The 21374-nt window shown below is 36.7% G+C and carries 14 protein-coding genes and 2 CRISPR repeat arrays (1 of these 16 only partly in view); of the genes, 11 read left to right on the top strand and 3 right to left on the bottom strand.

The window, feature by feature from the left end; genetic code table 11:
- A CRISPR array of direct repeats spans positions 1-969; the repeat unit is 35 nt; unit sequence GTTTCCATTTTTATTCGACTTCATAGAAGCCAAAG; it reaches 16 nt to the left of the window's first position.
- A 204-nt stretch (positions 970-1173) separates the two neighbouring features.
- A complete protein-coding gene (cas1, locus tag ACLLO5_RS26710; RefSeq protein WP_413176317.1) occupies positions 1174-3180 on the bottom strand; it encodes a CRISPR-associated endonuclease Cas1 in 2007 nt (668 codons plus the stop codon).
- Between the two features lie 863 nt (positions 3181-4043).
- Between cas1 and ACLLO5_RS26705 the strand changes: the two genes are divergently transcribed.
- The 5 genes from ACLLO5_RS26705 (at position 4044) to ACLLO5_RS26685 (ending at position 9474) form a co-directional block, all read left to right on the top strand.
- Positions 4044-4376 carry a hypothetical protein gene (locus ACLLO5_RS26705; RefSeq protein WP_413176316.1) on the top strand — a complete coding sequence of 111 codons (333 nt, stop codon included), beginning with the start codon at positions 4044-4046 and terminating at the stop codon, positions 4374-4376.
- A gap of 5 nt (positions 4377-4381) precedes the next feature.
- On the top strand, positions 4382-4906 hold the full coding sequence (locus ACLLO5_RS26700) for a hypothetical protein (protein ID WP_413176315.1): 525 nt from the start codon (positions 4382-4384) through the stop codon (positions 4904-4906).
- A gap of 701 nt (positions 4907-5607) precedes the next feature.
- Entirely contained in the window at positions 5608-5880 is a 273-nt protein-coding gene (locus ACLLO5_RS26695) for a hypothetical protein (protein ID WP_413176314.1), read from the top strand.
- Between the two features lie 245 nt (positions 5881-6125).
- Positions 6126-7370, top strand: coding sequence for an RICIN domain-containing protein (locus ACLLO5_RS26690; protein WP_413176313.1), 1245 nt, complete (start codon positions 6126-6128; stop codon positions 7368-7370).
- Positions 7371-7806: 436 nt separating this feature from the next.
- Entirely contained in the window at positions 7807-9474 is a 1668-nt protein-coding gene (locus tag ACLLO5_RS26685) for a GspE/PulE family protein (protein WP_413176312.1), read from the top strand.
- On the opposite strand, the gene ACLLO5_RS26680 is transcribed toward ACLLO5_RS26685, so the two are convergent.
- Positions 9440-9574, bottom strand: a complete 135-nt coding sequence (locus ACLLO5_RS26680) for a hypothetical protein (protein WP_413176310.1) — start codon at positions 9572-9574, stop codon at positions 9440-9442. The two genes, ACLLO5_RS26685 and ACLLO5_RS26680, sit on opposite strands and share 35 nt — an antisense overlap.
- 187 nt (positions 9575-9761) lie before the next feature.
- Between ACLLO5_RS26680 and ACLLO5_RS26675 the strand changes: the two genes are divergently transcribed.
- The gene (locus ACLLO5_RS26675) at positions 9762-9944 is read left to right on the top strand and encodes a hypothetical protein (RefSeq protein ID WP_413176309.1); all 183 of its coding nucleotides are present in this window, start codon (positions 9762-9764) and stop codon (positions 9942-9944) included.
- 113 nt (positions 9945-10057) lie between these two features.
- Here ACLLO5_RS26675 and ACLLO5_RS26670 read toward each other — a convergent pair whose 3' ends face one another.
- On the bottom strand, positions 10058-12112 hold the full coding sequence (locus ACLLO5_RS26670) for an AAA family ATPase (protein WP_413176308.1): 2055 nt from the start codon (positions 12110-12112) through the stop codon (positions 10058-10060).
- Positions 12113-12360: 248 nt separating this feature from the next.
- Between ACLLO5_RS26670 and cas10 the strand changes: the two genes are divergently transcribed.
- The 5 genes from cas10 (at position 12361) to ACLLO5_RS26645 (ending at position 21248) form a co-directional block, all read left to right on the top strand.
- On the top strand, positions 12361-15510 hold the full coding sequence (cas10, locus tag ACLLO5_RS26665) for a type III-B CRISPR-associated protein Cas10/Cmr2 (RefSeq protein ID WP_413176307.1): 3150 nt from the start codon (positions 12361-12363) through the stop codon (positions 15508-15510).
- A 261-nt stretch (positions 15511-15771) separates the two neighbouring features.
- A CRISPR array of direct repeats spans positions 15772-16700; the repeat unit is 36 nt; unit sequence CTTTGGCTTCTTTGAAGTCGAATAAAAATGGAAACT.
- A gap of 71 nt (positions 16701-16771) precedes the next feature.
- A complete protein-coding gene (locus ACLLO5_RS26660; protein WP_413176306.1) occupies positions 16772-17977 on the top strand; it encodes a type III-B CRISPR module-associated Cmr3 family protein in 1206 nt (401 codons plus the stop codon).
- A 2-nt stretch (positions 17978-17979) separates the two neighbouring features.
- Positions 17980-18807, top strand: a complete 828-nt coding sequence (gene cmr4, locus ACLLO5_RS26655) for a type III-B CRISPR module RAMP protein Cmr4 (RefSeq protein ID WP_413176305.1) — start codon at positions 17980-17982, stop codon at positions 18805-18807.
- A gap of 87 nt (positions 18808-18894) precedes the next feature.
- Entirely contained in the window at positions 18895-19314 is a 420-nt protein-coding gene (locus tag ACLLO5_RS26650) for a hypothetical protein (RefSeq protein WP_413176304.1), read from the top strand.
- Positions 19315-19385: 71 nt separating this feature from the next.
- Positions 19386-21248, top strand: a complete 1863-nt coding sequence (locus ACLLO5_RS26645; protein ID WP_413176303.1) for an RAMP superfamily CRISPR-associated protein — start codon at positions 19386-19388, stop codon at positions 21246-21248.
- Positions 21249-21374: the final 126 nt, after the last annotated feature.

Raw genomic sequence — 21374 nt, 5'->3', positions numbered from 1 at the left:
GACTTCATAGAAGCCAAAGACCTGCACCCCCTGTGTTGGTTGCGTAAAAAAATCAAGTTTCCATTTTTATTCGACTTCATAGAAGCCAAAGCTGGAGAAAATTACTCCAAAGTCAATGGAAACATTGGTTTCCATTTTTATTCGACTTCATAGAAGCCAAAGTATTAATAATAGGTAGACTCAATTCCTTTCAAGGAAATAGTTTCCATTTTTATTCGACTTCATAGAAGCCAAAGATTTAAATTCCGTTCTGCTGACGGTAATATATTGACCAGTTTCCATTTTTATTCGACTTCATAGAAGCCAAAGTCCACTGATGCAGAGCCATTACCCGCTACTACAACCAAATGTTTCCATTTTTATTCGACTTCATAGAAGCCAAAGTCCAAATCTGCGGGAAAGAAGAAATCAAAATTGAAAGTTTCCATTTTTATTCGACTTCATAGAAGCCAAAGTCTTGGATGTTCAGACTACCGAAAATGGGGGGTCAAGTTTCCATTTTTATTCGACTTCATAGAAGCCAAAGCTGAAAAACCCTCAATGTTCTTCAAATCACCTCTTACCAGTTTCCATTTTTATTCGACTTCATAGAAGCCAAAGAAATAGAAAAGGATTTATCAGTCAAAGGTTTTTCTAACGTTTCCATTTTTATTCGACTTCATAGAAGCCAAAGAGCCATCTGATGTAGTAATTTACAGAGATGCCAAAACTACTTGTTTCCATTTTTATTCGACTTCATAGAAGCCAAAGCTGACGGTTTTTACAGTGAAAATTCATCTGAATCTATAGTTTCCATTTTTATTCGACTTCATAGAAGCCAAAGAAATTCTTTAGTAATCATTAGAGAAGATTACAACCAAACTGTTTCCATTTTTATTCGACTTCATAGAAGCCAAAGTTTGAATCGAAGTTGCAAAATTTTATTATAAACAACGTTTCCATTTTTATTCGACTTCATAGAAGCCAAAGGCTACCGCCTGAAAGCTTTACCCTGAGCTAATTCTACAACACTTTTTCGTGGGATGCAAATTTTACCCTAAATAATTGAGAAAAGCTATCAATAAACTCTATCTTAACCCGCATCAAACCCTTACCAGGAGAGTTATTCGTGGGATAGAACGAAAGAATCAGGGTTTCAGGCATTGTGTCTATCCCACGAATGGTATCACATTGTTACTTTTCCCAAACCATAGGGCGGTAAACTTCCACCTCACCCATCAAACAAGCAATGTATTCACGCACCTGTAACTCAATACAACGACGATACGCAACCTTATAACCCGTGTGAGGATGTGTGACTTCAGTTTGTAACTTTTCTTCCCAATGCTTGAGAAACTTCTTCAACGCATCTGGATGTAAGTATACACCACCACGTTCATCAGGAGGAGTAAAATCTTCAGGAGTTAAAATCTTTTTGTTCACCAAATAACTCACAAAAGAATCAACCACTTGGGCGCGAAATTCCTCCATTAAATCAGACACCAAAGCGGGATGATTATCACGGGGAACGTGCAAATTACCAAAGTGCGTATGTAAACCTACAGCTTGGACAAAGGAATAAACTTGCTGACTCAATAGAGTATAACCCAAACTGAGTAAACTATTAATTGGGTCAGTGGGTGGACGCTTGGTACGTTTATCAAAAGCAAAATAGCCCATAAACAAAGAACCCAAAGCTTGAAAATAAACAGTAGCTGCTTTCCCTTCATATCCGCGCAGCGCGTCCATATTTTCTGCAAAAGCTAACCTGTCCATCAACATTTCTATAGTATCAATAGCTTGGGTAGCCATATCCGTAGGACGACGACGGTTTAACCGCATTAATAGGATACGAGAATTATGCAGCTTGGCTAAAACGATCGCCTCTGCTTGTTTCCTGGTAAACTGAATATCTCGACAACATTCCACCTGACGCGCTAAATATTCTACCTTTGCTTGTCCCTCGGTTTCCAACCTACCAAAATACTTACCCTTTTGGGAAAGATACATCACCGGAATGCGACTCCGCAAAGCACAGGAAACCGCCCCATGTGATAAATTACAACAACCAAATAAGACAACGTGACTAACACGAGTTACGGGAATTTTCAGCTTCAATTCTCCTTTGTATAGCACCTGAAACTGTTGGTGGTAAACATTCAAATACGCGCCTTGGTCAGTGACATAAAGTGTACTCATTTCGTTAATCCAATAATGGGAAACAGGGGCTGAAGGAATTGTCACGGGCTTAACAATACTGCAAGCCTTGGGCGGACGAGAAGCAAATTTAGCTGGGCGTTGATGCAGACGAAAATAAGGTGTACCAGAATCATTACTTACCCATTGACCATTTTTAATTTCTGGTGGTAGTGGTGCATAAACTTCACCATTAACAAAGCGATAACCAAGAAAAGTAAACTCATCATCAGGGGCATAGATTTGAGTTTTTTCCGGTTGCAAAAAGAGATACAAACCTCCTAACCACTTGGTAACTTGGTCAAGGATGCGGTTAGCTTGTACCCAACTTTCACAAGCAATAGCGAAATCATCACCGTAGCGGACTAAATTAATACCGTGACTTAGACATAAACGGTCAAATTCCGTGAGGTAAAGATTAGCTAAAGCCCCGGATAAAACTGCACCTTGTAAAACTCCTTGACCAGAGAAAATTGTTTTACCAGCAATGACAACACCAGCTTTAATTTGCTGTTCTAGAAGTTCCAAAATATGAGATTCTAGTTTTAATTCCTCCAAATCAGTGAACAGCACCGCCCAACAAAGATTGTCAAAAAACTGCTGAATATCAGCTTTAATAATCCAAGTAGGACGCTGTTGGTAATAAGAAAACAGGTGTTGAACTGCTTGCTGAATGTTACGACCAGGACGGTAAGCATAACTACAATCAAGAAAAGTATCTTCTAAGGGGAAATACAAATCTTCTAGCAGAAAGCGTTGCACAATTCTGTCCCGGACTGTGGGGATACCAATTAGGCGTTTACCACCGCTTTTTTTCGGTATGTAAAACCCCTTAGCCGGATAGGCGTGATAGAGTTGTTGTTGTAGCTGGTCTTGGAGAATTTGCAGTTGGTTGTTAACCATACTGGCAAAAAAGTCCAAGGTGATACCGTCTACACCAGCATTTTTCGTCCCTAACCGCACTTGCAACCATGCGAATCTCAGTTCTTCGATGGTAAAAGTCATGATTAATAGTTGTCTGAATCAGGATGTCCAGGACACCCTTCGGGAAGTCAAAAGTCAAAAGTCAAAAGTCATAATTTGATTGTCTGAATCAGGATGTCCAGGACACCCTTCGGGAAGTCAAAAGTCAAAAGTCAAAAGTCATAATTTGATTGTCTGAATCAGGATGTCCAGGATTTAAGGATGAACAGGATTAGATGAGAACTTGATCACTAATCACCTATCACCTATTTCTATGATGTCAGGGGGGTATGTGAGTTGAGGTATGAGTTGTGAACTGGAAGTGATGAGTTGAGTGATGAGTTGTGAACTGGAAGTAATGAGTTGAGTAATGAGTTGATTGATGTAGTACAGGCTTCTAGGTTATGATGGGCAAGATGTTGGACTTATATTTACGGTGGTTGCTATATTGCATACCTACTCCATCGTTGAAAGCAATACTTAAGTAGTTGAAAAGCCAGTAATATTTATTACAAAAAATATAATTTCGTTAAGAGTAATCCAAGTCCTGTAAATGTTGGGTTATGGCTTCAGTAACTTGGTTAAAGCTCCTAAAACTAACCTACTCAGCTATTCATTACTTGCGTATATAAAGTATTGGTTTTGACCTTAGCGTTAAATATATAGATAGTAGATCAGAAAATTGTCATAATCAAAACCATCAACTAAAGACAGAACTGGCTTAAAGAAGACAATATTTAGCAGCAGGAGATGGTCAAAAATTAAGTTTTAGGATTTTTGCTGTATTTAATTTTATTTGGACAAATAAATCCTAATGAAACCATAGTAATTATGGATATGGTTATTAAGGCTAGATGAAATGATGAATTAATGGTTAATCGCAATACTCAAATTCAGGTGAATATATGCAATTAAAACCTTCATCTTCTGTCAAATCTCCTATCCCTACCAAAAGCAATTTTCTAATTCCTAATGAAGCTGCTTTCATTGCCCAATTTCAAAAAAATGTAGAAATTTTATTAACACAACGTAATATTAAACCTGAAACCCTCACCTATATTCGTTCTCAACTTTACCATCCCAAAGCTATCAGATATTATCGTTTTGCTTTAATTGTCCAACAACTAATCAAGGTGTTTGGATTAATAGATGTTAACAAAGTAGAGATTTTGACCTTTGATATCGCTTTGGCTTTATTTGCTTTAAAAATTCTTGATGACATTGTAGATGGAGAGTAATAATTATGAATACTTTGAATGATTATCTACGCACAAATAAACCATTCTCTGATGCAGGGGTTCAAAGTGAAGCAGTAACGATTTTAACAGATATATTGTTAGATAAAGGTTATGAAAAAGCTATCAATCATACTCTAGTTAATCTTTGCCAAACTATGATTAATGAACATGAAACAGTAGATATTCAACACTTCTGCGAAATGAGAGAAACGTCTGCTATTGATGGAACTAATCTATTTTTAGATTTGTTGAATTTTCACATATATTCAGAAAAACCTGCTAATTTTATCATTCTACGCCGATTTTTGTATGCGTTTGCTAAAGCCGGAAATTATTTTGATACTCTTTTAGACTGGCAAGAAGACTATGATCATGGAATTGCACCTCAACCTAGCCTTAGCCATAAAGCTTATGTAACTAAACTCTTAGGTGTGAATTTGTTTCATTGTGCCAATTCTTTTCCAATTAATTTAGAAGGCATAAAAGCCATAGCACAAATTATAATTTCAGCTTTTGATTTCTCGAATTGAGATGTTAACCTATTAAACAGCAAGATTTCCAGGACTTATGCAAAACAGAACGAAAGTAGTGGTAATTCATGAATTACCACTACTTAATAATATAATCAGGATTTACGCAACTGGCATATTAGTAGGGTGCGTCAGACTTTATAAATCCGGCAAATAAACAGATATTTACATCTGACGCACCATAAAATAGATGTTTAGTGTGACACTTGCGTAAGTCCTAATAATAGTTAGTGTGTATATCCCTGCTGGATGAATGCTAGAATGTTGCTCTCCTCAAGACCAAGTTGCTTAAACAGCACGCTAATCAAGTATGACAAAAAACAAGAGGATTGAAATTTGGGTAATTTCATGTAGAAAAAGAGTATTTCGTTAAGCGCGGGAAAATCTTGAAAGCAAACTAGACAGTTGCAATAATGAAAACCATCAACCCCAAACCAATTTACTTGAACAATAAACTAATGAATAAAAAAAAGATGGTTAAAAGTTCGTTGATTTTATGTAGTAAGAGAGTATTTCGACAGTCGCATCAGTATTCCCCAAAAGAATTGAACAGTTGCCATAATTAAAACTATCGGTCCCAGACAAGATTGATTGAACGACACACTCTTAAATTAGTACAAAAAATAGCAATTATGAAACCAACTCAAACGTTTACGAAGTGGGTTATTCCATCCTGTTTTTTGATATTCGTCGGCTTATATTTGACAACAAATCAAGCTTATGCAGGTGGTTATGATGACATTGATTTATTACCAGCCGAAGAGCAAGCTACAAAAATGAAAAGTATTTTCTCTACATTGAGTTGGGAAACATGGGAAAGACCTTATTTATCGGAAAATAATTTATGTAGACAAAAGAATGGTGATGTAATTTGTTTACCTACAGACATGGCTAAAAAAGTGGGAGCGCATATTTATTCACCTAAAAAGTCAACTAAAAAAGTTTCTCCTTCTCTCACAGTTAGACCACAATAGTAGCTGTAATACCCTTCGGGAAGCAAGCTACATGAATTACTGCTAAGAAAGAATCAGGTTTTCGGTCACATTTTGCGTAAGTCCTGATTTTTTTACAAAGTTTTTTAATCACATCTAATAAACCAATTTGCAGATAAAGGAAGTAAAGCTTTCATTTGTACAGATTTAGTATTGCTCAATTCCTACTCAATGTTTAATTTCAATCTTGCTCATCACCATATTAAATCCAAAGGGATTAAATCATCATGGCTAACAAAAATCACCAATCCACTGGTTTAGGAACTGCATTATTTAACGCTATCAAACGTCCATTTAGCAAATTTACCAAGGAGTACAAATTTATGTCTAACAACCATCAAAAAACCGCAGTTGTAAAAAACCTATCTGTTAATACTGCTTTATGTCAAACTAACAGGAGTCAGAAAAAGATGTTTAATGATATTTGTAAAATTCTTGGGTTAACAACAGTTGGTCTTGTTGTTGGTTTATCATCGGCTCAAGCTGGAGAAACGTTTTCTGTGCGGGAAGGAATGGCTTTAAATACTAATAATTATTTCCGACGTATTGATGGTCAACCCAGAATGTCAATCTATCGACGTAATGATAGTGATTCTGATCAAATATTTGATAGATTATCTGGTAATCTTGGTGGTATTTTATTGAAACATCGTTCTACTGGTAATTGTTTAAATGCCCATTATCTCTGGAATGGTGCAGAGATGAATGTGTGGCCTTGTAATGCGAGTGACCCTGATCAGAATTGGAAAATTATCCCTGTTAGCGATGGTTATAATTTAATCCAACGAGCAGGTACAAATCTTTGTGTTGATACTCCCACAAGAGATAATTCAGGAAAAGTTCACCTCTGGACTTGTGATGCTAATAATGGAAATCAGCGTTGGAGGAGCAGTAATGGAGGAGGTGTAACTTCTACAAATGGGCAAATCAACTTACCATTTAGAAGTGGTCAAACCTGGTATGTTTGTCAAGGTTATCGCGGTGGAGCCAGCCATTATTATGAAAATGCTAATTATCACAATATCTACTCCCTAGATCTGACAGTAGAAAATAATTCTTGGGGATCTAGAGGGTGTTATAGCCTTAATGATGTTAATAAATCTGCGGGTAATCAAATCTTGGCTCCAGTGGCTGGAAATACTGAAAGAGTGAGTTGGGCAGATGATCTTGTCTGTCTGACAAATGATTCTCGAACTAAGAGCTTTATGATTGGTCACATGGTTCCATCAAGCAAGGTTATAGGACGGGTAAATCAGGATGCAGTGATAGGTACGGTCAGGAGATATACAACAAGAAATGGTTATGCTCATATACATATAGCTGCATATAATGGAGTTGGATGTAAAGGAGCATCAATTCCCTTTACCGATGCAAATGGAGTTCGATTTAATGGTGCGCCAAATTTACCAAGCCTTGATACTTCAACAACCAAACCAATGAGCCAACATCGGGGAACAGTTTTAAGACGTTAATTAAAGATTCTAAATCCAAAATTTTGTAGGTGCGGATTTAAAGAAGAAGTTTTGCAATTTCATTATGGTGGGCAATGCTCACCATAAACCTTTCAATTCTTCTGAGGCAGTTTTTAATTAGACAGGACTTACGCACAGAATTGATCGGTGATGACTGGGTGTGGGGTGTAGGGATTTTTCTCATTCCATTCACCTATCCTATGAAAACCTTATTTTTTCGTTCTTTTGCGTAAGTCCTATTAGATTGTGACTTACAGCGATTTTCAGGCAAATGAACCACAAAACAATCTTTAAAACCCTTGTAGAGACGTTGTATGCACCGTCTCTACTGTGGTCTAACTAGGTGAAAACTGGTGTAATCAACTCAGTTGGACTCATCAGTCAATCTGAGTTTTACTTTTACTAATTTAACCACTAATGTGAAGGAGAAAAATCTATGCAAGCTAACATGAATACTTTATCCCCTTGGCAACTATTAAAATCTGGTAAAATTAACTATGAACAGGCAATTAAACTATTAATAGATGAAACAGGAACAGTTAACCTAGATTTATTAGATTCTGATGTCAGTAGCCGCTTTTTCAAATTTTTTCCCAATCTCACAGAACGTCCATTGGTAATTCCTTTACTGCTGTGGCGTAATTGCTATTATTTAGGTAGTCCACTTGATATTACAGCAGATGTAATTCAGAAGTTGAGCGATCGCACTCACACAAATATCAAAATCATTAATATCACCGAAAAAAGTTATACACAGTGGTATATTACCCAAAACCTCGACCTCAGTAAAATCAATGGTGATACTCTAGTTAATCCCTTAACCAAAGAATCAGAAGCAGAGGATATTTCCGAAATCACAGAACTCTATCTTGGCAAGGCTACAGACCAAATTGAAAGAGTCAGAACCATTATTAGTGGTGCTTTACGTAACCGTGCCAGCGACATCCACCTAGAACCCATGCCAGAGGGCTTAAGAGTCCGTTATCGCATAGATGGGGTTCTGCGAACTATTACTACTCTACCCCTAGAATTAAGTCGGAGAGTAGTTGTTGCCCTCAAAGTTATGTCTGAGTTAGATATAGCCGAAAGCCGTCGTCCTCAAGATGGACGAATTGGAGAAAAGTATAACTCTGGTGATTCATCTAACCTGGGTTTAGATATGCGAGTCAGTACCCTACCCTGTGTTGGTGGTGAAAAGGTAGTGATTCGTTTATTACCCCAGCGCAACCCCTACACCGACATGGATAAACTGGGCTTTGCTGAGACTGCATTGCAGACATACAAAAAATGGTTAAGTCAGCCCCAAGGGATGATTATTCTCACAGGTCCTACTGGTTCGGGTAAAACTAGCACCCTGTACACCAGCTTGCAGTATGTCGCCAAAGAATCAGTCAATGTTGTGACAGTTGAAGACCCAGTAGAATATGTGTTACCAGGAATTACCCAAACTCAAGTAAATGAAGCGGCAGGAATGACCTTTGCAGCGGGTTTACGGGCGATTCTCCGCCAAGACCCTGATGTGATCATGTTAGGAGAAGTCAGAGACGCAGAAACGGCAGAAACGGCTATTAGGGCGGCTTTAACTGGACATTTGGTGTTTACTACCTTACATACTAATGATGCTGTGGGGACAATTCCCCGGTTGAAAGATATTGGACCTGATCCTGGTTTAATTAGTGATGCCCTCTTGGGTATTGTGGCACAGCGTTTGGTGCGTCGGGTATGTCCCCACTGTGCAGAACCTTATACCCCAACTATGGCTGATTTGCGTAAACTCGGTTTAGAACCCACACCAGCAACAACTAAAGCTTGGAAAAAAGGTAGAGGCTGTCCTCAGTGTTTTAATTCTGGCTATTTGGGACGGGAAGCCATTGTGGAGTTGTTGGATATTGATGATCGGGTGCGAGAATTAATTTATGAAGGAACTATGACTCAGTTAAATCGTTATCTCCAAGAAATCAATTTTGTTTCTTTTCGGATGTCTGCGGTGCAGAAGGTGACAACTGGAGTGACGACGATAGAGGAGGTGCTGAGAGTTCTACCCCATACTGTGTTTGCTCATCCACATTCTACGACTCGGTTGCCCCTAGCGGCGGTTTCTTGAAGGGAAGACAAGATGTAGGAGAATTTTCGTTAATAGGCGATCGCCTCTGAAGTACAATAGAGCGATCGCTTTTAATTTGTTGGTAATTTGTTGTTCGCATCCAGTGAGTATACCTTTTCCTATTTCTCTGCAAAAATTACATAGATTTATCTAGTAGGTTTAAAATTCTTTCAATACAAAGCTATAACCAGGATGAAAAACATTTGTTAAATTAGTCCTGCTTTTATTATTGCTCTACTGCAAAATAAATTTGATGTAATTAATTAAACTCTCTATGAAATAGTAATATGGGATTAATTCAGCAAATCGTCAAACAGGTATTAGATAAAGGATATCTAAGTTTAGAAGCAGAAAATGAATTAAGGAAGTTACTATCAGGCACGTATGACTTAGAAGATTTAAACGCCTTTTTTAAACTACAGCAGTCAGCAATGGATGGTCACATTAAACAAATTTCTCGTGAAAAATAGTTTTGATATTAAAAAATAGAATACCCAGTTTCCCGACTTCTCAAAGAAGTCGGGGATCTATTTTCTAAATTTATTTGTGGTGTCAATTCAAAATCCAAAATCGAATGATCGACTTAACTATATAATTTACTAACTCCATCTCCTAGTAATTTAATCTGCTGAACAATTTCTACTGGTTGTACAACCTTTACTTGATTGCCAAAACCAATAATCCAACGCTTGAGGTCAAAATCTTCTATTGCCCAATAGGGTAAAGTAAGTTGACAACAATAAGGATAATCTGCATCACCTGTAGTTGGTAAAACAAAAATTTTTTCTGATTTTGATGTTCTTATCCCTGGTCGTTTAGACATTTTAATTTGATTGGTAGGTATTCGTTTTGTCCCTTCACTAATAAAATTAAAAATGTTCTCTTTACACCATATTTGTAGTTCTACTTCTACCGAATCTCGTTGCTTTTTATTTAAATACTTTTGTTGGTTGTCAACGCTATTACCTAAGTGTAAACTGTAACTGGATTTATATAAAATTTCTAACTGAGACAATGCTTTTTTTTGTTCATCTAAACTCCGAATATTTGATGAAAAACTGCTAATATATATCCGGTCTAATCTGTCAAACTTGAATAATTTATCAGCATCTCCACCTTTGCATTCATAGCCTAAATACCAGCCTATATTAGAAAAGACAATCTGTAGCGGCCAAACTACAAATTGCTGATTGGTATGGGGATTATCAGCATAACGTCCTGTGTGGGAAAGTCGGTTAATTTCTAAGGCTCTACCTGATACAATAGCTGTAGTGAGATCATCGAGTTTTTTATAAGCTGCGGAGTCTGGTAATTGATTAATATCAACTATAGGCTGATTAGCGATCGCTCGCACTCGGTAATCATCAGCAAACACTTCAGAACGTAATATCTGACTCAATTCTAACTTTTTCTCAATCCCTTCATAAGTAGATAAAGCAATCGGATCTTCTAAATCTTTAGCCTGAGAATGGAGAACTTTATAAACCTGTTCTAATTCATATTTATTCAAAACCGCATTGCCAACAAAATAAGCACGTTTCATGGTAGTATTTGGTAAGATTTTATAAGGGTGTAAAGCTACCTGTATATCTCGGCGAAGTGTCGATTGGGTAATACCGTAAATATGTGGTTCTAAACTTTTAAAAAACATCTCTTGAACCTTTTTCTCATCCTCTTCATAGCGGAAATAAGGGTAATGTACTAAACAACGAATAATTTTTATGAGCCTAATAAATGTATCAATATCAGAATAGGTATGTGCTTCAAATTTATTAACGTCTCCAATATAATCATCAACCTCAATATCTTTATCTAACCCTTGTTCACCAATAATCCCATTTTTCTCCAACCATTCTAAATCATTAGCTAAAGCTTCTGTTTGAGCATAAATAGAATGATATTGACTTGACATTAATGTTGATATCTCAGATAAAGAATCTGTAATTACAGTATTACCAACTAACTTTTGTAAAAAATTAGGATTAGTCTCATGGAATAAACCCACACCAGGAAATTTAATCATTAAGGAAATCAAATACATCAATCTTTCAAAATCAATTAAACCAGAATATTGATGTAAAATTTTCTTGCGGCTACAATTACGACGATTTACAATAGAACGAGGTAAACTTTTAATTTGTTTTTGAATTACAGAAAAATCATGTTCACCATTTACCATTGAAAGCGCAGTTACTCTACTAAAACCTTCAGCTTCAATCGGTTCAAATTGTTTTAAAGACTTGTCATAACTCTCAATGATATTTTCGTCAACTTGGCGTTGTCGCTGTTGATTTCTGCGGTAACATTCTTTTAGCGGCGTTTTCAGATACCAAGCCATCCACTTATCTGCACCCACGTTAGCAAACTTTTGTAATATATCAATGCGGTGCGATCGCTTAAAATTAGTGGCATCATAAACCACAGAAATATTAGCAGCAACAGCAGCTTTAACCCTCTTCAATACCTCTTGCTCAATTAAACTCCAGTTACCCTGTTGACTTTCATCACCAAACAACTCAGCCCGAATAGCATCTGTAGAGACTATTACACAATTAGGATCATATTGCAACCATTGACTAGCAAAAGTAGACTTTCCAGAACCAGGAATACCAACTAAAAAATGAGAAATTGTAGACATAGTTAAGAATTATTAGGATTACTATAGTAGGGTATGTTAGCGTAGCGTAACGCACCATCCAATTATTAGGTAATATTGAACGCGAATAACGAAAAAATACAAGAACAAGATCCCCGACCTCTCAAAGAAGTCGGAGATCTGAATTTTCGTTGTTCGCATCAATTTAACACCACTTAGATACTTTTATGATATGGTGAATTCTGTACTTAATTATACTTGGTTTGTAAAACCACACACAAGGGCAACCAATGAAAAATATTAACTTATATAAACGCAAACTTTATGCTTTGTTACGTAATATTACTGAAAATTCTCAAAATACAGAATCTATCTGTCAATATCTCGATATCTTTAAAGCAGATATTAACGAATTATATCAATGGTGGGAAACTCAAGGACATATAGCAGCAACTATTGGCAGTTCTTCCGACCGGGTGAATTTAAACGTAGTTGAAAATAACGCCAATACCATAGAATTAAGACATCCTATAAGTGGACAAAAACAAACAATTAATCATACTCAACAACTACCACTGGAGACAATAGCAGCAGAAATTCAAACTGTTTATCAACGGTTTTCTCAACAACCGAAAATAACAGAAGAGGAAAAAATAATTCAACTATATTGGTGGTGTTGGCGGTTTTATCCTCAATTACTGGCATCATTTAATGTAGAACTTTTAAATCCTGCCCATACCATCTTACCAGATTGTTCTCACCATAGTTATAATAGTACAGTTTCCGCTTTAGTAGGGGCAATGTTTCCTCAAGATTGGCAAAAAGATGAAAAAGAAAAACACCCTTATTTATTAATATTTACCTTTTCTCCTGTCCAGGAATTTATTAAAGCCTCACGTAAATTTCTCGATTTTTGGAGTGGTTCATATCTGTTGCATTACCTGAGTGCTATTCTTTGTTGGGAAGTTGCCCAAAAATATGGACCCGATGCAGTCATTACTCCTTCTTTATGGAGTCAGGAAATTATTGATGCTTTGTTGTTAAAACATTATCCTGATTTTCAAGCTGATTTTCATAAATATGAAGGAACAGATCCCATCAGAAAATTTTGGGATCAGGATAACCCACCCCAAAGTCTATGTACTGCGGGTTTTCCTAATGTCATTACTGTTTTAGTAGGAAGTAAAGATGAAGCAATTAAACTCGGGAAAGATTTAGAAGCAACATTAAAAAGTCATTGGCAAGAAATGGCGCGAAAAGTGCGAGAAGTTGTAAAAAAAGATTTTATTGCAAATGATTCTATTGATAAAATAGCAAATGGTGACAAATTAAATCAACGGCTGCAAAAAATTGAAAAAGACTTGTTAGGAGAAAACCCATCAGAGGAAGCCAAGGAAGAACTCAAAACAGAATTAAAAAAACTCCGTCAACCAGGATGTTGGGAATGGAACAAATTATGGGATGCCCAAATTAATCATTCCTGGGAAACTTACTTTGTAGCTGTACCTTTAGGAAATCCTGAACAAGATTTACAAATCCAAATCAATTCTGATAGTCAAAAAGAATGGATAGAAGGACAAAATCAAATAGCAGATATTCGCATAACTCAGCAAAATAATGACACTGAAAATCCCAGCAATCAAAAAAGCATACCCACAGAAGCCGAATTAAATGCTTACAATTCTCTCAACGTTGGCACTTGGTGGGGTAGTTTTCAAGGCAGATTAGGTAAAGCCATTCAAGCCATTAAAAATACTCGTTCTTGGCAAATACCCGTTGCATCTGGTGAACGTTCTACCTTATCTGGTCAATATACAGCATTACATCCCCGGTTTCTCTATCAAAACTTTTACAATGGACTGGGTTTACCCCTAGAATCATTGCGGTTATTTTGGCAAGTAATGGCTGTTGTTTATCCTGGTGTATTCAACGGTTCTGAAAAACTTAATGCCATTGAATTAACAAAGCGTTTAGCTTGGAAACATGGGGGTGTAGCGGACAGTTTAGGAATTAAATTAAACCCAGATGATGATTATGAAGGGTTGATTCGTTTTCCTAATCTCTGTTCTATTGCTGCGGCTAATTTTGCTACATATCATCCAAAAATCATACAATCTTTTTGGTCTGATTTGCGACAACAAATAGAGCAAAATTTAGAATTACAATCAAAAAATGATGAATTTTGTTCTCGTACTCATCGTCCATTTCAAGTCCGCCGTGCTGATGCTGCTGTGAAAGCATTACCTAATTATAAAAAAGGTTTAAATGGGGTGATGTTTTCTAGTAAATGGTTAGCAGATGACATGAATCTCAACGCCATAGAAACATCTGCTTTACGGACTGTTGTTGATACTGTCCAAAGAAAATATTTTGGTGATGGTAGTCCGGCTGACTGGTGGGTACTAGTATTAGGTGATGGGGATGGAATGGGACAATATGTAAATGGTAGTAAGTTGAAACCTTATGCTGATTATATTGTGACAGATTTAGTAGATTCTCAACACAAAGAAAATGAAAATTGGCAACAATTACTTGAAACTAAAAAACGCATAGGTCCAGCTACCCACGTCGGATTAAATAGGGCATTATTAGATTTTTCTAACCGATTAGTACCCTATCTTACTGAACAAAGGTATTGCGGTAAAGTCATTTATAGCGGTGGTGATGATGTCATGGCTGCCTTACCTTTAGCAGATTTACCGGGATTTTTACAGTCATTGCGGGCGGCTTGGTGTGGTGGAAAAGACCCGGAAAATGAATTTAAAAATGAAGGGGGATATTGGGAATGGGAAAACGCAAAAAAACGACCTGCGGAAATTCCAGGACGACCTTTATTTACAATGGGGGAAGGTGCAACCATGAGTTTAGGTATTGTCATTGCCCATAAAAGTGTGCCTTTACCAACGGTTTTAGAAAGTATTTGGGATGCGGAAAAAGAACGGGCGAAAAAGTTGTCAGGTGTAATAGAGAAAAGGCAAGACTCTCCAGGATATGAAACAATTTATCCTAATAAAGATGGTTTATGTTTTCGAGTAATTTACGGTTCTGGTAATACTTTAGAAGCATTGCTGAAAGGTCATTTGTTGCCCCTATGGTGGAAGTTTATACAAGCATATCAAGAGGTTGATTTTAGTCCGGTGTTGTATCGGTTAGCTGAGGAGTTACCACGTCATGCAGATGTGACTAAAGATAGTCGTCTGTTTCACAAAGCCGCACAGGTAATACTTGCAAGTCGGGATGAACAACTTGATAAAGAGATGGAAAATGCTTTACTTGGATGGTTGGATGCTTGGGAACAGTGGGCTTGGGGGGTTGAAAATATGGATAAAGAGGTGGATGATAAACCTTTGGGAACAAAACCGGAAGATTTGGCGAATTTGTTACGTTTTAGTGCGTTTTTGGTATCACGGCGACAACAGGAGGTAAATTGGGGGAAGTAATACCCCTAAATCAAAAAAATTCTCGCTATTGATTAGTTTAAGTAATAGATAAGCTAATGAGCTATAAGCATCTGAGGGAGTAAGACAAGGGCTGAAACATTGATTCTTTCGTTAACTCCCTCGGATTATCTACAAAGTAAGGGTTTGAGGTATGTTGATCTAGTGCTTATTGGAAGTATTTCTCAAATATTAGGGGTAAAATTTGCATCCCACAAAAAAGTGTTGTAGAATTAGCTCAGGGTAAGGCTTTCAAGCTGTAGCCTTTGGCTTCTTTGAAGTCGAATAAAAATGGAAACTTGTAAAATAACCAGCTCCTATTTTTAGGGGCAAGAAACCTCTTTGGCTTCTTTGAAGTCGAATAAAAATGGAAACTTCCTGATCTTTGCGAACTACACCGACTTGATCTTTAGCTTTGGCTTCTTTGAAGTCGAATAAAAATGGAAACTAATTTCGATCTAACACTGTTAGATCAGAGTTTTTTACTTTGGCTTCTTTGAAGTCGAATAAAAATGGAAACTTATGTTCAATGGTAGAACCAACCTCATTCCAATAACTTTGGCTTCTTTGAAGTCGAATAAAAATGGAAACAGTTCTAATAATCACATTTTGGATGGAAACATATTCACTTTGGCTTCTTTGAAGTCGAATAAAAATGGAAACGTTTAGCTAGACTTTATGGAGGGGGTAAAGGGTAGAGTTTCCCTTTGGCTTCTTTGAAGTCGAATAAAAATGGAAACGAGATCGTACTCGTCGAAATCCGCTGGAATTTCTTCTCTTTGGCTTCTTTGAAGTCGAATAAAAATGGAAACTGGTCGCCCTGATTTTGGGCGATTACAGGATTTAAAAGAACCCTTTGGCTTCTTTGAAGTCGAATAAAAATGGAAACTTAGCATTCATTAAAATTGTTTCCTTCATTAGGAAATCTTACTTTGGCTTCTTTGAAGTCGAATAAAAATGGAAACTAAAAACTCTTGGATCACACCGTTATTGCCTATTCTAAATCTTTGGCTTCTTTGAAGTCGAATAAAAATGGAAACTTTCTCAGGAGTGTCAGTCATCAAGGAGAATATTGTAACTTTGGCTTCTTTGAAGTCGAATAAAAATGGAAACTTTTAGGTGGTTGGTTGTCCTGCATTACCTAGATACTGATTTTTCTTTGGCTTCTTTGAAGTCGAATAAAAATAAAAATAGTAAGGGTGTAGCATTGCTAAATCCCTACAAAAATCCACAAAAATTATGAACTCATCAATTATTTAAACCTATGCAATGGTATGTAATTGAACCTCTCGATATCCTCTTATTTCGAGAAGCCAAACCATTTTCACCAGGAGAAGGGGCTTGGGCTAAAAGCCTTTTTCCCCCAGTACCAACCACCGTTTTTCAAGCCTTACGTTCAATAGCAGATAAAACCAAAGACTTACAATTCTTTGGATCATTTTTACTCTACGACGAACCAGGTAAACCACCAGAAATTTATTTACCCACACCAAAAGATTTACTCGGTGTGACAATTCAAGTAGACGAAGACGAACAACAAACTATTAGTAAAGGTAAAAAATCTCAAAAGTGGCAACGACTCACTTGTTTAGAACCATTAAACCGGGAAAATCCCCAATGGAAACATTTAGGATTTAATCCAGATTTTTTTCCAGAAGCGGGTATTTCCCCAATGGTAACACCCGTACTTGTAAACACCAATTCTCCCAAAGAATATATTAGCGGTTCTCCAAATAGTTGGATAAAAGCAGAGGCTTTAATTACATATCTCCAAGGAGGAACTTTAAACTTTAAAAATAACGGTGATGACTTCAAAGCAGATCCTTGGGATAAACAAGTTTTGCCCCATATTCAAATGGAGTCAAATCAACGCCAAGTTAAATCTGAAAATGGTTACTTTACAGAAGTAGCAATCAGATTAAAACAACATTGGAAATTAATTGCGGCTGTAGATACAAAATTACCATCATCAACAGTCAGATTAGGAGGAGAAGGACACCGGGCTTTAGTTTATCCCCTTGAGGATATATTTAATAATGCCGATAAGAAAAATAAAAAGTACAACTTTGACGATTTTCAAAAGTCTGTTTTAGACCAGCTAAAATCTTTCAGAAAACCTACAAATACAAGCAATAAAGCCTATCTTCTCACACCAGGACTAGCACAAACTCAGCCCACAGAAATGATTTATGGTGTATATCCTCATTACTGGCAAGAAATTTTAGCAGGTTGCGTCAGCGATAGACCATTACTTTGGGGTGGTAAATCACCCTATGTCAAAACACCAATGTTACCACAACGGGCTTATGTTGCCCCAGGAACAGTGTACAGATTTAAAGATAGTTATGAAAAGTTGAGTGAAACTGAGAAAAAATCTTTGCAGCAACTATTACCCCAACAGGAAATAAAAGAGAAATGGTTGCAGACTTTGTACAGCTTAAATTACGGTACTTTACTTTGGAATAGATAATTATGAACACATACATTTCTTATTTGTATTTACTTTCTCCCTTGCATACTGGTGGAACTAGTCAAGAAGGTAATATTGTAGGTATTGCCCGTGAATCTCATTCCGATTTACCTTATATGAGTGCTAGTGGAATTAGAGGTAAATTACGTTCCAGCACTCCAGAAGATCAACGTAAATCATTGTGGGGCAACACCTTAGAAGATGTGCAACAAAACGGTGATGAAAATCTCACTCAAGGTTCTTTGTGGATAGGAGATAGTGCAATTTTATGGTTTCCTGTTCCTTCCCTAAGTCATGGTATAGTTTGGGTGACATCACCATTTTTATTGCGGCGTTGGTTGAGATTATATAACCAATATTTACCAGAAAATAAACAATTATCTTTACCAGCAATTGGTAGTTGCAGTGTAGGTAAAGTTAAACTATACCTCAAAGATGCTATTTTTCAACCTTCGGAATTAACGATTTGGACAAAAGAAGAATGGAAAAACTACATTCCCCAAAATAACAAAGTTACCGAAATAATTGATAAAGCATTAGTGCTATCTGATGCTGATTGCCAAACACTAATTCAAACTAGCTTATGGCGACAAGTACGAGTAAATTTAGGTGAAGGTAAAGTCTTAGCTGACAATGCAGGTTTTCGCTATGAAGAAGCAATTCCCCCAGAAACATTAATGTATTTTCCTTGGGGTAGTACGACTGCTGCTAATGGAACAAGTGAAGCTGCTTGTAATAATTTAAAAAATATCTTTACCAGTCAAATAAATTGGCAATTTGGAGGACAAGAAAGCTTAGGTAGAGGTTTAGTTGAATTATGGAATAATTAGCACAAGTAGGTTGGGTTGACGCAAGGAAACCCAACAACAATAAAATCAACGACAAAATTAAATGAAGGTAATTCAGGAGTGAATAATATGACAAACTATGACCCCAGAACAATTTCAACTAAAGTCTACACCAACTTAAAGAGAGTTAAAGATAGAACATCAGAATTAAAAGATCATGAAAAACAAAAAAGCCAAGCAGTTGAACTCTATTCATTTGTTGCTACTTGGGGACTATTGCGACTAGCTGGGGAAGTTCCAGCTTTAAGTAATGAAAGACAAAAACAAGCGGTTGTTGAATGCTTTTTTCAAACACTCGGAGAATTAGCTTTTGCAGGAGAAACCCCTAATCCCTTGGGAGGAATATCAAGAATTGACAAACTCACGGATTCTAATATGACTGCTTCTGATTATTTGGGATTAACAGGGGTTGCTTTAAAAGTAGCACAGGAGTTTTCATTTTGGGCTGAAGCATTGTATCCGAAAAAAATAAAAGTATCTGTTGACTAGAACAGAACACAGCTAAATAATACACGCAGTGCCTGACAAATCTAAGTTTTACAATCTTTGACGTACTAATTATGCCCCCTATTCCTACTAATCTTTGGCTGAATCATCCATTAAATCAAAATCCTCAGATAGATTCATCTGCTAGTTTTGTTGAATATCTCCGTTGGTTAAGAATTCGCCGGGAAAACCCTGATAATAAAAATCCCCAAATCGGTTTAGTTAATAATGGTGAAGTTCTGGAACTGTTAGATAAAATCGAGCAAAAAAGTAATTACAGTTCTAGATTAAAAACCTTAACAGACCGCACACGCAAATTAGCTACAGAATCTTTTTCAGTCAAAGCACCTTGGCGAATTCGTGTAGGAGGAATGAGGGGACCTGAATCAATGTTAATCCCTGCTTTTGATGCTTTGGGTATGCCTTATATACCTAGTACAACTCTCAAAGGTGTGGCTAGGGAAATGGCAGAACGTGATCCTAATACAACTCCAGAAGATGTTAGAAATATTTTCGGAGATTTAGAACCTACTGCTTCTATGGGTAAGGTGATTTTTCTTGATGCTTACCCTTTGGCAGTAGAAAATAAACAAGCTGGACTAACGCCAGATATGGCCAATGAAATTTGGAAATGGCAAGGAGACGAACCACCAAATTATAAAACTAATCCGAATGTATTTTTATCTTTATTGCAGCCTACTTTTGTCATCGGCTTGCGTAAAGGTATTAATTGCTCTGATGAAATTATTGAACGAGTCAAAAAATGGTTACTTCAAGGACTATTACAAGGAATTGGCTCACGAGTAAACAGTGGTTACGGTGAACTGAAACTAAGACCACAAGAATTAAGAAATATTCCCCATGAACAACGTCCAATTAAAAACCCTGTCATTTTATCAGTACCCTTTGAAATAAAAGGACAACTTATTCACGGTAGACAAAAGTTTAGTGGATGGGAATTAAAAAATAATAAAAATCATGAGAATAATAACTGGAAACAACCAGGTAAATCAGAATCTGAATTGCGTCCAATAGCCTTTCGTTCTATGCTTCGCTATTGGTTTAGAGCCTTTGCTTTAGGAGTATTACCGTCTAAAAGAGTTCGTCAGTTAGAAGGAGCTATATTTGGCACAATTGAACCAAAAGCAAAAACAGGACTCTTTCGCATAGAAATTGTTGATGTTGAGGATGATCAAGAAAATGAACAAGCCGGAAGATTAATTTTACGCCATTCAGGTTTAACAGAAAATAACAAAAGCCAAAGAATAAATATTGCTCAATTGCTAAAAAATTTAACTTGGATGATGTTTCATTTAGGTGGAATAGGTCAAGGAGCAAGAAGACCATGTTATCAACGTAATAGTAATCCTTGGTATCGTGGCTGCAATTTAACTCCTATTAGAGAAAATATTACACCTAATTCAGAAATAAACATTTGGAGGTTGCCCACAAGTCCTGATGAATTTAAAACTCAATTTCAGTCAAGGTTACAAGAATTTTATAAATATTTATCAAGAATACATGGACAAGAACTAAATGAAAAAAATCCCAGAGAAGTCATAAGATGTACTTCGGAAATTTGGTCAGAATCTATAGATATTAACTGTCGAATTGTTGTAGTTAATAAACGAATTCTTAGCACAGTTATTCCTAACAAACCTTTTGCACTGCAAATTTTAGCTGAACAATTCCATAATTTAGAATCAGAAACTGAAACTGACAGTGATGCCAAAAATCTCTGTGGTGGTGTCAATGAAGATCAATATCAGGTCAATGGACAAACAATCAGACGTGATGCCATACCGTCTCCTGTTTGGATTTGCAATTTACAAAGATACCAAGTTGTCACTGTTTTTGGAGGAACTCAGTCACCTCGTAGCGAATATTTGACGCAACTACAAGCATCCGCAGATAATTATGTCACACTTTGGGGTTGATAACCTCTAGACATTTTTGTTGTTCGCATCAATTCCCTCGACTCGGCAATGTAAGTCTCATAAGATACATATCATCAAACGACTTCAAACTAGGTAGGAGATACAACATAGGAGACAGAAATACAA

The organism is Anabaena azotica SJ-1, assembly GCF_047275885.1.
Classification (GTDB): domain Bacteria; phylum Cyanobacteriota; class Cyanobacteriia; order Cyanobacteriales; family Nostocaceae; genus Trichormus_B; species Trichormus_B azotica_A.
The sequence above is the reverse complement of the archived record's forward strand: the minus strand, read 5'-3'. Positions and strand labels throughout refer to the sequence as shown.